Source organism: Pelagovum pacificum (assembly GCF_016134045.1).
In the GTDB taxonomy this organism is placed as follows: domain Bacteria; phylum Pseudomonadota; class Alphaproteobacteria; order Rhodobacterales; family Rhodobacteraceae; genus Oceanicola; species Oceanicola pacificus_A.
Genome location: NZ_CP065915.1, coordinates 2,514,229 through 2,526,638, shown reverse-complemented (window position 1 = coordinate 2,526,638; position 12,410 = coordinate 2,514,229). Strand labels below are relative to the sequence as shown.

At 66.9% G+C, this 12,410-nt stretch carries 17 protein-coding genes; 4 read left to right on the top strand and 13 right to left on the bottom strand.

The annotated features are described in order from the left end of the window. Positions 1 to 70: 70 nt before the first annotated feature. The 6 genes from I8N54_RS12500 to I8N54_RS12475 form a co-directional block, all read right to left on the bottom strand. Entirely contained in the window at positions 71 to 1,261 is a 1,191-nt protein-coding gene (locus I8N54_RS12500; RefSeq protein WP_140197180.1) for a DegT/DnrJ/EryC1/StrS family aminotransferase, read from the bottom strand. A gap of 58 nt (positions 1,262 to 1,319) precedes the next feature. After that, positions 1,320 to 2,042: a DUF1194 domain-containing protein gene (locus I8N54_RS12495; protein ID WP_140197179.1), complete on the bottom strand. Its 723-nt coding sequence runs from the start codon at positions 2,040 to 2,042 to the stop codon at positions 1,320 to 1,322. Beyond that, entirely contained in the window at positions 2,039 to 2,746 is a 708-nt protein-coding gene (locus I8N54_RS12490) for a DUF1194 domain-containing protein (protein WP_140197336.1), read from the bottom strand. The genes I8N54_RS12495 and I8N54_RS12490 overlap by 4 nt, the downstream gene beginning before the upstream one ends. Continuing rightward, entirely contained in the window at positions 2,740 to 3,168 is a 429-nt protein-coding gene (locus I8N54_RS12485) for a VOC family protein (protein ID WP_140197178.1), read from the bottom strand. Before I8N54_RS12485 ends, I8N54_RS12490 begins: the two co-directional genes overlap by 7 nt. A gap of 238 nt (positions 3,169 to 3,406) precedes the next feature. Continuing rightward, positions 3,407 to 4,618 carry a hypothetical protein gene (locus tag I8N54_RS12480; RefSeq protein ID WP_140197177.1) on the bottom strand — a complete coding sequence of 404 codons (1,212 nt, stop codon included), beginning with the start codon at positions 4,616 to 4,618 and terminating at the stop codon, positions 3,407 to 3,409. A 154-nt stretch (positions 4,619 to 4,772) separates the two neighbouring features. Beyond that, the gene (locus I8N54_RS12475; protein ID WP_140197176.1) at positions 4,773 to 5,852 is read right to left on the bottom strand and encodes a hypothetical protein; all 1,080 of its coding nucleotides are present in this window, start codon (positions 5,850 to 5,852) and stop codon (positions 4,773 to 4,775) included. A 207-nt stretch (positions 5,853 to 6,059) separates the two neighbouring features. Between I8N54_RS12475 and thyX the strand changes: the two genes are divergently transcribed. Beyond that, positions 6,060 to 6,968: an FAD-dependent thymidylate synthase gene (thyX, locus tag I8N54_RS12470; RefSeq protein ID WP_140197175.1), complete on the top strand. Its 909-nt coding sequence runs from the start codon at positions 6,060 to 6,062 to the stop codon at positions 6,966 to 6,968. Between the two features lie 143 nt (positions 6,969 to 7,111). Here thyX and I8N54_RS12465 read toward each other — a convergent pair whose 3' ends face one another. The 3 genes from I8N54_RS12465 to I8N54_RS12455 all read right to left on the bottom strand — a co-directional run bounded on the left by I8N54_RS12465 (position 7,112) and on the right by I8N54_RS12455 (position 8,783). After that, positions 7,112 to 7,597, bottom strand: a complete 486-nt coding sequence (locus I8N54_RS12465; protein ID WP_140197174.1) for an REP-associated tyrosine transposase — start codon at positions 7,595 to 7,597, stop codon at positions 7,112 to 7,114. 120 nt (positions 7,598 to 7,717) lie between these two features. Beyond that, a complete protein-coding gene (locus tag I8N54_RS12460; protein WP_140197173.1) occupies positions 7,718 to 8,290 on the bottom strand; it encodes a YdeI/OmpD-associated family protein in 573 nt (190 codons plus the stop codon). A 55-nt stretch (positions 8,291 to 8,345) separates the two neighbouring features. Further along, the gene (locus tag I8N54_RS12455) at positions 8,346 to 8,783 is read right to left on the bottom strand and encodes a nucleoside deaminase (protein WP_140197172.1); all 438 of its coding nucleotides are present in this window, start codon (positions 8,781 to 8,783) and stop codon (positions 8,346 to 8,348) included. A 61-nt stretch (positions 8,784 to 8,844) separates the two neighbouring features. Between I8N54_RS12455 and I8N54_RS12450 the strand changes: the two genes are divergently transcribed. Beyond that, positions 8,845 to 9,135 carry a hypothetical protein gene (locus I8N54_RS12450; protein WP_140197171.1) on the top strand — a complete coding sequence of 97 codons (291 nt, stop codon included), beginning with the start codon at positions 8,845 to 8,847 and terminating at the stop codon, positions 9,133 to 9,135. A 37-nt stretch (positions 9,136 to 9,172) separates the two neighbouring features. Here the strand turns inward: I8N54_RS12450 and I8N54_RS12445 are convergent, their stop codons facing one another. Then, entirely contained in the window at positions 9,173 to 9,379 is a 207-nt protein-coding gene (locus I8N54_RS12445; RefSeq protein WP_140197170.1) for a cold-shock protein, read from the bottom strand. Positions 9,380 to 9,557: 178 nt separating this feature from the next. Here I8N54_RS12445 and I8N54_RS12440 point away from each other — a divergent pair, with 178 nt between their 5' ends. Next, the gene (locus tag I8N54_RS12440; RefSeq protein ID WP_140197169.1) at positions 9,558 to 9,884 is read left to right on the top strand and encodes an arsenate reductase family protein; all 327 of its coding nucleotides are present in this window, start codon (positions 9,558 to 9,560) and stop codon (positions 9,882 to 9,884) included. A 48-nt stretch (positions 9,885 to 9,932) separates the two neighbouring features. After that, positions 9,933 to 10,301, top strand: a complete 369-nt coding sequence (locus tag I8N54_RS12435; protein WP_140197168.1) for a hypothetical protein — start codon at positions 9,933 to 9,935, stop codon at positions 10,299 to 10,301. Here the strand turns inward: I8N54_RS12435 and I8N54_RS12430 are convergent. Genes I8N54_RS12430 through bufB form a run of 3 tightly spaced genes read right to left on the bottom strand, consistent with a single transcriptional unit; the run spans position 10,258 to position 12,406 of the window. Continuing rightward, entirely contained in the window at positions 10,258 to 10,833 is a 576-nt protein-coding gene (locus tag I8N54_RS12430; RefSeq protein ID WP_140197167.1) for a DoxX family protein, read from the bottom strand. The genes I8N54_RS12435 and I8N54_RS12430 overlap by 44 nt on opposite strands. Then, positions 10,830 to 11,558, bottom strand: coding sequence for an HvfC/BufC N-terminal domain-containing protein (locus I8N54_RS12425; protein ID WP_140197166.1), 729 nt, complete (start codon positions 11,556 to 11,558; stop codon positions 10,830 to 10,832). Before I8N54_RS12425 ends, I8N54_RS12430 begins: the two co-directional genes overlap by 4 nt. Beyond that, positions 11,558 to 12,406, bottom strand: a complete 849-nt coding sequence (bufB, locus tag I8N54_RS12420; protein ID WP_140197165.1) for an MNIO family bufferin maturase — start codon at positions 12,404 to 12,406, stop codon at positions 11,558 to 11,560. Before bufB ends, I8N54_RS12425 begins: the two co-directional genes overlap by 1 nt. Between the last annotated feature and the right edge of the window lie 4 nt (positions 12,407 to 12,410).

Sequence of the window (12,410 nt, the reverse complement as noted above, 5' to 3'; positions counted from 1 at the left end):
TCAGGGGGCGCTGCCCCCGTCGCCTGCGGCGACTCCCCCGGAGGTATTTTCGGCCAGATGAGAGAGCGGGTCAGGTCCCGTAAGCGCGGGTGTCTTCCATGACCTCGGCAGCGGCCGCCACGACGGCGTCGGCGATCGCCGCGCATTGCGCCGGAGTCAGCCGGGCGGGCAGGCGCATGTCGCAGGCCTTCTCAAGCATCGCGCGGGTCTTCGGCAGCTCCGGCGTCTCGCCGAGGAACTGCCAGTTCCAGAAGGCGCGCGCGTTGTCGGTCGAATGTCCGAACACCTGCACCTTCACGCCCCGCGCCGCCGCGGCGGCGGAGAAGGCTGCGGTGTCGGCGGCGCTCATGCCCGTGACGTTGAACTGGATCGAGTCCGGGGCGCGCTGTTCGGGCACGAGCTTCTGAGGCACCTCGAGCCAGGGCGACGCCGAAAGCCGCGCCGCGACGAGGTCGTGGTTGCGGCGGCCGTCGCGCACGCGGCGCGCCACTTCGCCGAGCTGCGGCCGGATGATCGCGGCGGACAGGTTCGACAGGCGCAGGTTGTAGAGCGGCAGCTTGTTCTGCCACGTCGCGAAGGCGTCCTGAAGGACCGGATGCTTCTTCCAGTTATGCTCATAAGCGCCGGACATGATGATCGCGCGCGCGACGAGGTCGGCGTCGTCGGTGACCATGATCCCGCCTTCGCCGGCATTCACCAGCTTGTAGCTCTGGAAGGAGAAGCAGCCGATCCGGCCTATCGTGCCGATGTTCTGCCCGTGCCACGTTGTCCCCAGCGAGTGCGCCGCGTCCTCGACCACCGGCACGCCCGCCTCGTTACAAAGGGCCATGATCGCGTCCATGTCCGAGGTGTGGCCGCGCATGTGGCTGATGATGACCGCAGATGCCCCGGGCAGCTTCGCCGCGAAGTCCGCCATGTCGATCCGGTAATCGTCACCGCATTCGACCAGCACGGGCACGCAGTCGGCATGGACGACCGAGGAGGGGACGGCGGCGAAGGTGAAGGCCGGGATCAGCACCCTGGCGTCGCGCGGCAGGTCCAGCGCCTTCAGCGACAGGAACAGCGCCGCCGAGCAGGAGGAGACCGCCAACGCGTACTTCGTGCCGAGAAACGCCGCGAACTCCGCCTCGAGCAGCGCGACCGGGGAGTTCTCGGGCGCGGTATAGCGAAACAGGTCGCCGGAGGTCAGCAGGCGCTCGACTTCGGCCATGGCAGCGGCGGGGATCGGTTCGGCATCGTAGACGTTGGGCGGCAGGATCATGTCTTCAGCTTTCCTTAAAGTCGGTTTAAGAATAGCCGAAATGACCGTCCCGGGCAACTCAATCCGGCGGCAGGTCCAGCGCGCCGATCGCCAGACTGCGGATCTCGCGCAACAGCTTCCGGGTCATCGCCGCCTCGTAATCCTCGAAGCCGAGCGCACTTTCCACGAAGGCATCCGGGCCACGGATCACGTAGGCCTGGAAGTAGGCGACGAGCTCTCCGATCTCGACCAGCCGGCGCTGCACTGCCTCGGACGGCTCCGCCCCGACGACGAGGCCGTTGACCGTAAGCCCCTCGGGCAGCTCGGCCGCCTGCACGTCCTGGGGGCGGCGACCGGTGTTGGACTTGCCATCCCCCGACAGGTCGAGCGTGCGCTGCCAGCAATCGGACTGCTCCGCCAGCAGCCGCGCGCCGAGCATCGTCGCCTCTCCGATGGCGGTCGTCGGCTCCGCCCGAACGCGCTCGATCGAGCGCAGCCTGTCGATGGCGCCCTGCAACGCGGCCTCGTCGGTGATGTCGGTCCACGGCAGCAGGATGCGCTGCGCCTGCGGGCCGCTCCACTCGAACACCAGCAGGCGGACCGGCGCGGTCGCCCCTTCGAGCAGGGCGGCGCTGACTTGCTCCGAGCCGAGCGCACCGGCCAGCCCGTCGAGCTGCATCCGGTATTCGCCCTGATCGACGGAGCCCGACACGTCGAGGCCGATCGCGAGCGCCTGTCGGCAGGCGGCCTGCGCGGGGCTGGCGCCGATCACGGCAAGCAGGAGGAGCGCCGCGCGGATCACGGCAGGTCGCGCTTGCCGGTCGGCAGGCTCGTCAGCTCCCGCTCCAGCTTGCGGCGCATCGCGCGTTCGTAATCGTCGAAGCCCTGCGCGATCTCCAGGAACGCTCCGGGGCCGCGGATCACTTCGTCCCGGTAGAACGCCACCACCTCGTCCCCCGGCGGACCGCCGGTATGAACGACGAGACCGTTCACCGTGACGTCGGCGAACGGGTAGGCCTTGTAGGCAGAGGAGGGTGGGAAGCCGTCGTTGTTCACGCCGTCGCCGGAGACGTCGATCGTGGTGAAGAGGCACGATGGCCCGTCGGCGAGCAACAGCGACCCGTAGCCGAGCGCATAGCCGAGGGAGGTCGGAAATTCCTCCTCGGACCGGTCGGAGCTTGCGATCCGCTGCGCCGCGCGCTCAAGCGCGGCGGGGCTGTCGATGAGCGTCCAGTCGAGAATGAGGGTCTGGTTCTGCCGCCCAGACCATTCGAAGGCGGCGAGGGCGACGGGTAGCGGGCTCGAGAACATCGCCGCCCGGACCTCCGGCGCCAAAAGCGCGCCGGCAAGCCCGAGGCGTTGCTGCCGATCCTCCTCCGCGTCGACAGACGACGAGACGTCCAGAGCGAGCGCCAGCGCCAGCCGGCAGTCCTGCGCGAGGGCAGGCGCTCCGGACGCCGCGAGCGCCCCGAACAGGGGGAGGATCGGAAGCGTCGATCTCACCAGTGGCCCGTGTTCTCCATGCTGCTCCAGGGTTCCTGCGGTGGCAGGGCGTCGCCTTCCTGCAGCAGTTCGATGGAGATGTTGTCGGGTGAGCGGACAAAGGCCATGTGCCCGTCGCGCGGCGGCCGGTTGATCGTCACGCCGTTGTCCATCAGCTTCTGGCAGAGGTCGTAGATATTCTCGACCCGGTAGGCGAGGTGACCGAAGTGCCGGCCGTCGGACGGCAGGCCCTCGTCGCCGTCCCAGTTGTAGGTCAGCTCGACCGGGCATTCTTCCTGGCCCTCGGGGGCCATGAAGACCAGCGTGAAACGGCCGCCGTCATTGTCGATCCGGCGGGTTTCCTTCAGGTCCAGCAGTTCGAAGAACGCCATCGTCTTCTCGAGGTCTTTCACGCGGACCATCGTGTGCAGGTAGCGGGGAGCCATCTCTTCCTCCTGTCGTATGTCTCGGGCGGGACCCTAGCACCGATTGCCGCGCGGACCAGCCGTTCGGAGGATCAGGGGTGGAAAAGGTGGGGTGCCGCGTGGGGGTGCGCACCAAGGGCGCACCCTACGGTTGGCCCGGTGTGCCGATCTTCAGCCCGCGCAACACGAACCCTCTCCCCCCGGGGGAGAGGGCAGGGTGAGGGGCTACAGCAAAATAACCCAGCACCGAGCCAAAGCCTCAGAACGCCGAGCGAATGGAAATCCCGGCCCCAGTCGTCTCTGTATCGAAACGGTTCACATTGCTCAGCTGCCGCGAATGCTCGACGTTGAAGACCGGGCGGAAGCCGTAAAGCTCCACTTGCGGCACCGGCACTTCCACGCGGGCGGTGTAGCGCGTGTCGACCCTCCGGTCGAAGAGGTAGAACGACGTGTCGAAGGCCCGCTGCTCGATCTCGTAGGACACCAGCGGCCCGCGATCGGAGACCTGCCAGCTCGCCTCGACAGAGACCGCATCGTAGGCGCGGTCGAACCCGTCCGCATCGACCCGGCGCCCGCCGGCGCCAAGGGTCAGCGTCCCGACATCGTCGAACCGGTGCCGCCACTCGGCGGTCAGCCCGTAGGCGTCGCTGTCGGCGACCTCGGCATTGACGTGGTGCTCCAGCGTCAGCCCGAAATCGAGCGCATCGCTGTCCGACAAGGTCACGCCGCGGCTCACCTGCACGCGCCGGAAGTCCGACCATGGCTCGCCGGCGTACCAGAAGCGCCCGAACGACGCGGAAAAGCGCCACGGGTCCGGACCGCCGTCCGGCGACCAGAGGTGGCCGATCCCGAAGGACAGCTGCGTCTCGGCATAATCGGCGCCCTTTGCGTCCGGCTTGATGTCGAGCGCGTCGTCCGAGAGCGTGTAGGTCCGCCCGAAGACGGTGGACTCGAGCCACGTCACGCTGCGCGGCGTCTCGCGGATACGATAGCGCAGCGCGAGTCCGGCGGAATATTCCGTCCCCGGCAACGCCCGCGCATCACCCGTGAGGGCGAAGACGAAGGGCAGGCCCGGAAGCGTCAGCGTGTCCTTCTCGGACCCGTTGTTGACGTTGTCGGTCGGCGAGGCGTTGAAATCGAGCGTGAAGGAGAGGGGGTTCTGCCGGCGGACGTATTCGTAATCCTCGGCGATCATCTGCCGCGTGAGGTCGTCGGGCGCGGTCTGGCGCGCACGCCGCAGCCAGAACTGCGCCCATGTGTGGCGCTGCTGACCGGCCATCGCCAGGGCGGCCAGCCGTGCGGAGGCGAACTTCGCGACCGGCACGTCCGCATTGCGCCAGGCGGACGTCGCCGCAGTGTAGGCGGTGTCGAAGTCGCCCATCGTCACGGCCGTCTCGGCCCGGAGGATGAGGGCAGGCACGTCCGTCGGGTCGCGTTCGATAAGGGCGTTTGCAGCATAGCCAGCCGTCACCGGATCGCCTTGCTCAAGTGCTGCAACACCGAGGGCCCGAAGCCTATCAGGTCCGACCGCCACTTGCTCGGCGATCAACTCGCTCCCGAGAAATGAGACGAAGGCGGTGCTTATGAGCAGTGTCCGAAACATCGGGTAGCCGCTCCCAGCTCGATTAATTGTCAAAATTGTCGGCGCCGCGGTAAGCGATGAATCCCCCGGTTTCGAAAGTCTCCGTCGAGCTGGAATATTCAGTCCTTGGGTCGTCCGAGGTGAGGGTAACGACTCCAACAATTTCCCCGCCGTTGCCGGACGTGGCGTCGCCCGCAATGATCGCATACAGATTGCCGGTTTCGAGCACAGCTTGCTCACCGGTGTCAGGGTCGATGAAAACCGAAGACATTGTGTTCATGTATTCGCCGTTTTCGTCGAAGCCACCATCACCGACGGTGATCGGAACGGCGACGGTCGGAAGGTTCAGCTGCCCGTTTCGGGGGTTCAGGATAGTCCGGTCATAAACGCGCGCATATACGCCCTCGTTGCGATTGAAGTCTTCAAAATCGATCCGGACTTCTGCTTTGCCATCGACGTACTCTAGCCCGGAGGAACCCTCGAAAACTCGCACGCCACCATAGTCTCCGGTGTAAATCGCTTGACCGGTGGTCGGCACTTCAAAGGCACCTTCGCGCTGATAAACGAAGCCTCCGAAGCCGTAATCCACATAACCGCCTGTTCTGACAATTGCGAACGCGGTGCGTGGTACGGACTCCCCATCGGAATTGGTCGAACGGTTCCTGCTTACACCGACAATCGCGCTGTACGGGGTAACTTGGCGAATGTCGTCACCCGTCAAGGCATCGGGCGCAGTGGCCGACGCTTCATAGACTGAGTAGGGCATCTGGCTTCCCAAGATGCGCTGGTAGACGTTATTCCCGTCGAAAGCCATGTTGTCGACGAAGAAGCGATCGTTGACTTCGTCATAAACCACCGGACTGATCAGCATGCCGCCGCCGTCTTCGTTCTCTTGTTCGAAGCGCACGATGCGAGAATCGGGAGTGGGCACGTCCATGGAAGCGGGGGTTTGTGCCGATGGGATGCCATTGGTCCCTTCGTCACTTCCGTCGTCCGTTGAACCATCAGTCGAGCCGTCGTCGCCGGTTGTATCGTCAGTCGTTTCTTCTTCGAAGAACGGCTGACCGTCGCCGCAAGCGGCAAGAAGCGCCAGCACGGACGCCGCAAGGAGAAACTGTTTCATGTGCCTGCTCTCTGGTTTTGCCCGGTGCGCCCCGGATCATTTGGGATCAAAGTCGCCGAGGGGGGACTCGTCTGTCAACGGCGCCGGTGGTCGCCCCGTCAGGCGGCAGGGGGCATGTTCCCGATATGCCACGGGATTCCGCACTTCCCCCGACGGCCCGCCCAGATATAGTATCCGCCCGTCCGCCAGACCCAAGGAGAGCATCCCATGACCCTGACGCCCGAGCAACAGGCCGAGATCGACGAGCTACGCAGCCAGCCCCGCCAGACGCTGCGGGCGGTCTCCGAGGGGATGGAGGCGCATCTCTACAAGGCCGTTCCGGTGCTCGACCACGGCTTCGTGCGGGTGGTCGACTACATGGGCGACGATGCCGCGATCACCCAGGCGGCGCGGGTGTCCTACGGGCGGGGGACCAAGGCGGTGAGCAACGACGAGGGGCTGATCCGCTACCTCATGCGGCACTGGCACTCGACCCCGTTCGAGATGTGCGAACTGAAGCTGCACGTGAAGCTGCCCGTCTTCGTCGCACGCCAGTGGATCCGTCACCGGACGGCGAACGTGAACGAATACTCGGCCCGCTACTCGATCCTCGACCGCGAGTTCTACATCCCCGAGCCCGACGCGCTCGCCGCGCAGTCGGTGGTCAACAACCAGGGCCGGGGCGAGGCGCTGTCCGGCGAGGAGGCCGCGCGGGTGCTCGAGTGGCTGAAGTCCGACGCGGGCCGCGCCTACGATCATTACCAGGAGATGATCTCGACCGAGGGCCAGCAGGGCCTCGCCCGCGAGCTCGCCCGGATGAACCTGCCGGCCAATATCTACACGCAGTGGTACTGGAAGGTCGATCTCCACAACCTGTTCCATTTCCTGCGCCTGCGCGCTGACGCGCACGCGCAATACGAGATCCGCGTCTATGCCGAGGCGATCTGCGCCATGGTCAAGGATTGGGTGCCCTTCGCCTATTCCGCCTTCGAGGATTACCGCCTCGGCGGCGCGGTCCTCTCCGCCCGCGGCCTGGAGTGCGTCAAGCGGATGCTCGCTGGGGAAGAGGTGACGCAGGAGACAAGCGGCATGAGCAAGGGGGAATGGCGGGAGTTCAGCAGCATGCTGGATGGGTAGGGTGCGCGCTCGATGCGCACCCTGCGGGGCGGTAACGCAACGGGTGCGCATCAAGCGCGCACCCTACAGTGGCCGTCAGGCGTGGCTGACGGTGCGTGCGCTGCGCAAGGTGACACACCCTCAGACCCCACGCCGCGCGCGCCCTACCCATCGCCCCGATCAATCACCTCCACCTCCCGGTGCACCGACGAATAGGGCCAGTCCTCCGGCCGCGCGACCAGCCCGTGCTTCACCGGGTTGCCGTGGCAATAGTCGACGATCGCAGACAATTCCGCCTCCGATCTCACGTGATGCTCCCAGTAGCGGCGCTGCCAGATGCCGCGTTCGCGTCGCCGGGCGTGGCTGGCCCGCCGCAGCGTGAAGGGCAACCCGCGCGAGAAACGTTGCTTGATGACCGACCATCGCACGGGGTAGTCGCGATCGCCCTCCGGAAGCCGCCAGACGCAATGCATGTGATCGGGCATCACGACCCAGGCCTCGATCCCGAAGGGCCGCTCCGCCCGTGTCCGCCGGACCGCGTCGCGCAGCCGGTCGATCTCCCGCACCAGCAGGTCGGACGAGCGGTCCGCGAGGCAGACCGTGAAGAAGATCGCCGCACCGGGAACGCGGGGGCGGAGGTAACGGGCCATCGGCCCCGTATCGACGAAAAACCTGAACAACCGGTGTAGGGTGCGCGCTCGATGCGCACCCCGGCGACCATACCGACCGCGCTGCGAATGGCCTCACCGGGTGCGCATCGAGCGCGCACCCTACCGTTCGTTCACGCCCTTGCCGGCCAGTATCTTCCCGCGCAGCTTCTCGATCCGCGCGACGCGCGTCTCGCTCTTCTTCGGCTCGGAAAAGTGGATCACGTAGTACCGCCGCCGGCCCGGCGTGAGCGCGGCGAAGGCCTCCGCCAGCTCCGCGTCGCTGTCGAGCGCCTCGACCAGTTCGTCGGGATAGTCAGGCTCCTCGGGGCGCGCGACCTTCAGCCCGGCCTCCGCCACGCGCACCGCTTCGGCCACGTAGGCGGCAAGGTACTCTGCCGCCTCGATCTCGGCCAGCGAGGTGAACTCGATCCGCAGCACCGAGCGGCTGTTCTCGCCCTGGCTCTTCAGCACGCCCTCGGGGTCCTTCATCAGCGCGCCGCGGAAGAACATCAGCGACAAAAACCCCTGCATCCGCTGGATGATGCAGATGTTGTGGCCGCCCGAGGTGTAGCAGGCCTGCCGCCACTTCACCTCTTCCGTCAGACCGGTTTCCAGCAGCCGCGCGCGCAGCGCGATGGCCTCCTCGTGCCAGAGCTCCGCCTCCGCGAAGATCTCGTCCGCCGTCCGTGCCATGGGCGCCTCTCATTCCCTTCGGGTTATGAATACCACTCGCCGAACGGCGAGGCAATCACACCCCGATGTCGCCGTTCCAAATCTCGGGGTGGGCGGCCTTCCATTCGGAGAAGAACGAGATCATCCGGTCGTGCCGCCGGACTTCGACCTCCACGCCGCGCTCGCGCAGGAACTGCTCGTTGCCACCGAAATTGACGTCGTCGAGGATCACGAGCCGTGGCACCCGGAACTGCACCAGCGTGCCGGCGCACATCATGCAGGGCGACAGGGTGGTGCACATCTCCGTCTCCGACCAGGCGCCGTAGAGGCCGGCCTGCCGCAGGCAGTCGGTCTCGCCATGCAGGATGATCGTGCCCTCCTGCTGCCGGCGGTTGCGGCCCTCCGACACCAGCCGGTCGCCATGGCGCAGCGTCGCGCCGACCGGAACGCCGCCTTCCTCCGCGCCGCGCATCGCCTGCGCAACCGCGCCGTCGATGAAGTCCGCATCTGTCATTCCAGCCTCCGATGTATATACAAAGTATTTACAGGCGTCATGTGGCTGTTACACTTCCATCATGAGACATGTCATCCTCCTCGGCGCAATGGCTGCCTCCGCCGCAACGGCGGAGCCGAGCACGATCGCAGAGGTTATCTGCGCGCCGACGCCCGAGATGATGACACGCCTCACCATCGATTTCCGCGCCACGCGCGAGGCGATCGGCCTGCGCGACCACGAGCAGATGATGGAAATCTGGACCGACGCGCAGGGCGGCTGGACCATGGTCGCCAGCTACGCCTCCGGGCGGTCCTGCATCGTGGCGATGGGAGTGGACTGGCAAACGCTCTCCGGCGACGACGCATCCTGAACGCCGTGCGGCTCCGGTCACCAGCATCGGCTGCGGCTCAGACCTTCCGGAGATTGCCCGCCATCTGCCGCCCGTCCCGACCTTCGATCAGATCGAACTCGATCTGCTGATTGTCGGCGAGACCGGTCAGGCCGGCCTGCTCGACGGCGGAGATGTGCACGAACACGTCCTTGCCGCCGGTGTCGGGTGCAATGAATCCATAGCCCTTGGTGGTGTTGAACCACTTCACGGTTCCCAGTGCCATCACGGGTCTCCCTTGTCACTCTCATGGCCTTCCGGCCGGGGCAGGTCTTTACGGCCCCGCGACAGGGCGGTCGTCCGTCAGCCTTCCTTTCAACAATTAACAGCTGCGCTTAAAACGCAAATGACAGGTGACGTGCGCGTCCGTCACGCGCCGGTTTCTGCCGAAAAAAGGAGCAGCGATGGAAATCTATGCACTCTCGACATGCGACACGTGCCGCAAGGCCCTGCGCGAGATCCGGGCGGCGGGGCTTGACCCGCAGGTGATCGACGTCCGGAAGGACGGCGTGCCGACCCCGGTCCTGGCGGAGATGCAGGCCGCGTTCGGGCCCAAACTCGTCAACCGGAGCTCCGCGACGTGGCGCGGCCTGTCCGAGGAGGAGCGCGCCCGCGATCCGCTGGAGCTGCTGGCCGAGAACCCGACCTTGATGAAACGCCCCGTCATCCGCCACGACGGGCAATGGTTTCTCGGCTGGACGGGCGACGTCAGGGCGGCGGTTATTGGATAGCGGCCACCCCGCCCATATCTGCAGTTCGTATCAAGAAGGGAATTTCACATGCGCAATGCCGCACTTGTCCTCGGCCTCATCGCCGGCCTGATCGGAATCGTCGTCGGGATGATCGGCTACGGCTACGCAGAGGTTACCGCACGCAGCGCCGAGTTCGCCGAGGTCTTCGGCCTGCTCGACCGGCCGGATTTCATCCGCTTCGCCTCCTTCTTCGCGCCGCTCTTCGCGATTGCCGGCGGTGCGATGGCCAAGGCGCGGGCGCTCTGGGGCGGGGTGCTGCTGATTGCCTCCGCCGCGCTGTTCTACGGCGCGTTCGGCTTCAACGTCGGCACGATGTTCCCGATCGGCTTCGCCGCGCTCGCCGGTCTGCTGGCTATTGCTGCCGGAAAGCCGGACGAGCCGAAGGCCCACTTCTGAACAGGAGGCGGTCCAGCGACAGCGGACCGCCCCCCATCGTCACCGGTACGAGCAGCGTGACGATCCAGAACGCCCGCTGGTCGAGGATCGCCGCGCCCGCCGTCCGGTCGAACCACCGCCCGACATCCTCCGCCCCGACACCGAGGCCCCAGATGTCCGTCGCGCTTTGCACCAGGATGAAGCCGATCATCCCGACCGCGGCAAGCCGCGTGAGGCAGCCGAGCACGATGAGTGCCGGCAGGATCAGCTCCGCCCAGGTGCCCGCCAGAACGACGAGATGGTCGACCGCGCCAAGTTGGGAGATGTCGTAGCCGACCGACTCCATCCGGCGCGGAAAGATCTGCGCATAGGCCCCGACCGAGGGCCTGACGAGGCCGAGCACGCCGTCTCCGAGCTTCGTCAGCCCCGAATTCCAGTAATAGACCAGCAGGACCAGCGCGAAGACCAGTCGCGTGAGGGTCGTCAGCACCCGCGCGGCCGCGCGGTCGAGGCCTGCGGCGACCTGCTGGGACATGTCGAACACCGCTCTCATGTCGCGATCTCCACCACGGCGTGCCGCGACAGGAGCAGGCCGAGCGTGTCGCCGATGTGGCCTCCGGCGTGATCCGCGGCCGCTTCCAGGGGGAGACCGTCGCGCAGCGCCTCAACGAAGCGGAGGCCTTCAGGGGCGAGCGGGTCGACCTGCGGATCGAAGCCGGGCCGCGTGACGAGCGCCGCTTCGGCGCCGGGCCGGACCGGCGGAGCGCCCGCCACCATGTTCGCCCGCCAGATGCTCACCACCGGGTAGCGCGAGGCGACGACCGAGACCGACGGCGCCAGCTTCAGCCGCACCACGCCGAGCGCTGGGGCGGGGATCGCTTGCAGGGCATCCGGCGCGACCGGCTCGGCGTCCGCCGCGTGGTAGGCCCGGCGGAGGGCAAGCTCCAGCCGGGCGACGTCGGGCAGGTAGGGCAACCCGGCGGCAGGCGGAAAGTGCTCGAGGAAAGCCGGCATGTCGGCGCCGTAGTGCATCATCAGCGGATCGCGTGGCGGGTGGCGGCGCAGCGCCTCCCCGGCCATCGCGTCGAAGAACGCGTCGCCGACCAGCTTGCGAACGACGGGAAAGGCGCTGCGCAGCGCGTCGGTCAGCCCGACCGCGACGTTGTTGCGATAGACGTCGAAGCGGCGGACCGCCGGGTGCCCGCCGGGTCCGGAAAGGCCCGGCGGTGCCTTCCGCGCCGGGTCGAGCAGCGCTTCGGTGAACGTGGCCTGTTCCATCAGCGCACCGCCTGCAACGAGCTCTCGGCGCGGACCATCTCGGCCACCAACACCGGCCAGTCGGGCACATCGGTGTCCCACTCGATCAGCACCGGCTTTGGACCGGTCCGCGCCAGCGTGATGTCGAGCAGCGCCCAGACCGGATCCGCGACCTCGCGCCCGTGGCTGTCGATCAGCAGCGGCGCGCCGTGCTCGTCTTCGTCCTCGTCATGGCCGCCGAGGTGGATCTCGCCCACGAACTCGGTCGGGAAGGCGGCGATGTAATCCTGCGGCGAGGTGGCGAGATTGGTGGCCGAGACGAAGACATTGTTGACGTCGAGCAGCAGCCCGCAGTCCGTCCGCGCGACGACGTCGGCGAGGAAATCGGTCTCGCGCATCGTGCTCTCGGCGAAGGCGAGGTAGCTCGACGGGTTCTCGAGCAGCATCTGCCGGCCGAGCGTGTCCTGGACCTCCGCGACGTGATCGGCGACGAGCGCGAGCGTGCGTTCGGTATAGGGCAGGGGCAGCAGGTCGTTGAGGAAGCCCCGGTCATGGGTCGACCAGGCGAGGTGTTCGGAAAAGCTCGCCGGGGCCAGCCAGTCGCACAGGTGCCGCAGCCGGGCGAGGTGCGCGCGGTCGAGCGGCCCATCGGAGCCGATCGACAGGCCGACCCCGTGGACCGAGACCGGGTAGCTCTCCGACAGGTGCCGGAGCTGCGCCAGCGGCCGGCCGCCGTCGCCCATGTAGTTCTCGGCATGGATCTCTAGCCAGCCGAGCGGGCCGGGCGCCTGGCCGATGTCGCGGAAATGCTGTGGCTTGTAGCCGACGCCCGGACGGGCGGGCAGGGACTTCTCGGTATCGTCGAACATCTGG

What these genes read in the sequence shown, in the direction of transcription:
- I8N54_RS12500 (WP_140197180.1), bottom strand. Translation starts at nt 1,261, where the DNA reads ATGATCCTGCCGCCCAACGTCTACGATGCCGAACCGATCCCCGCCGCT.
- I8N54_RS12485 (WP_140197178.1), bottom strand. Translation starts at nt 3,168, where the DNA reads ATGGCTCCCCGCTACCTGCACACGATGGTCCGCGTGAAAGACCTCGAG.
- I8N54_RS12475 (WP_140197176.1), bottom strand. Translation starts at nt 5,852, where the DNA reads ATGAAACAGTTTCTCCTTGCGGCGTCCGTGCTGGCGCTTCTTGCCGCT.
- thyX (WP_140197175.1), top strand. Translation starts at nt 6,060, where the DNA reads ATGACCCTGACGCCCGAGCAACAGGCCGAGATCGACGAGCTACGCAGC.
- I8N54_RS12465 (WP_140197174.1), bottom strand. Translation starts at nt 7,597, where the DNA reads ATGGCCCGTTACCTCCGCCCCCGCGTTCCCGGTGCGGCGATCTTCTTC.
- I8N54_RS12460 (WP_140197173.1), bottom strand. Translation starts at nt 8,290, where the DNA reads ATGGCACGGACGGCGGACGAGATCTTCGCGGAGGCGGAGCTCTGGCAC.
- I8N54_RS12455 (WP_140197172.1), bottom strand. Translation starts at nt 8,783, where the DNA reads ATGACAGATGCGGACTTCATCGACGGCGCGGTTGCGCAGGCGATGCGC.
- I8N54_RS12450 (WP_140197171.1), top strand. Translation starts at nt 8,845, where the DNA reads ATGAGACATGTCATCCTCCTCGGCGCAATGGCTGCCTCCGCCGCAACG.
- I8N54_RS12445 (WP_140197170.1), bottom strand. Translation starts at nt 9,379, where the DNA reads ATGGCACTGGGAACCGTGAAGTGGTTCAACACCACCAAGGGCTATGGA.
- I8N54_RS12440 (WP_140197169.1), top strand. Translation starts at nt 9,558, where the DNA reads ATGGAAATCTATGCACTCTCGACATGCGACACGTGCCGCAAGGCCCTG.
- I8N54_RS12435 (WP_140197168.1), top strand. Translation starts at nt 9,933, where the DNA reads ATGCGCAATGCCGCACTTGTCCTCGGCCTCATCGCCGGCCTGATCGGA.
- I8N54_RS12430 (WP_140197167.1), bottom strand. Translation starts at nt 10,833, where the DNA reads ATGAGAGCGGTGTTCGACATGTCCCAGCAGGTCGCCGCAGGCCTCGAC.
- I8N54_RS12425 (WP_140197166.1), bottom strand. Translation starts at nt 11,558, where the DNA reads ATGGAACAGGCCACGTTCACCGAAGCGCTGCTCGACCCGGCGCGGAAG.
- bufB (WP_140197165.1), bottom strand. Translation starts at nt 12,406, where the DNA reads ATGTTCGACGATACCGAGAAGTCCCTGCCCGCCCGTCCGGGCGTCGGC.